At 33.5% G+C, this 511-nt stretch carries 1 protein-coding gene; it reads right to left on the bottom strand.

The genetic code is table 11. The features are described 5' to 3' along the window. Positions 1-28: 28 nt before the first annotated feature. Entirely contained in the window at positions 29-397 is a 369-nt protein-coding gene (locus GQR39_RS20070) for a GxxExxY protein (RefSeq protein WP_165736433.1), read from the bottom strand. Positions 398-511 lie beyond the last annotated feature (114 nt).

The following is a 511-nucleotide window of genomic DNA, read 5'->3' as shown; positions in this document are numbered from 1 at the left end:
CGCTACACCGAGGAGTTATTAAATGATGCTATACGCTAATTCGTTTAATGCCATCTAACAATTTAACTTGATTGAAGTTTATTAATAGCCCGGTTTTAATACCAGACAACTTTAAATATGTAATTAGTTGAGCGGAGTGGATTGGTAGTAGTTTATCAACAGCCTTCAATTCTATGATTAATTCACCTGGTATTAAAATATCTAGCCGGTAACCAGCATCTATTGCTCTACCTTTATAATTTATTGGAAGAAGTACTTGGTTTTTAACTAGTAAGCCTGCATCGTGAAGCTCATACATAAAACAGCGTTCATAGGTAGACTCTAGGAGCCCAGGCCCCAGTGCTCGATGCACTTCTATTGCGCAACCAATTACTTTTTTAGTTAATAAGTCTTCCATAACTACCTTTTAATTTAGTATTGAAGCTATTTGTATTAATTCAGTAGATATAGATTAACTATTTGTTTTTAGCAATTTTTACTGTTACGAGGTTTTAAAATCTAACTTAGCAAA

Origin of the sequence: Pseudoalteromonas sp. C8, from assembly GCF_011378685.1 — a bacterium.
Taxonomy (GTDB): Bacteria; Pseudomonadota; Gammaproteobacteria; order Enterobacterales; family Alteromonadaceae; genus Pseudoalteromonas; species Pseudoalteromonas arctica.
Note: the sequence above shows the minus strand (reverse complement) of the source record. Positions and strands in the feature narration are given on the sequence as shown.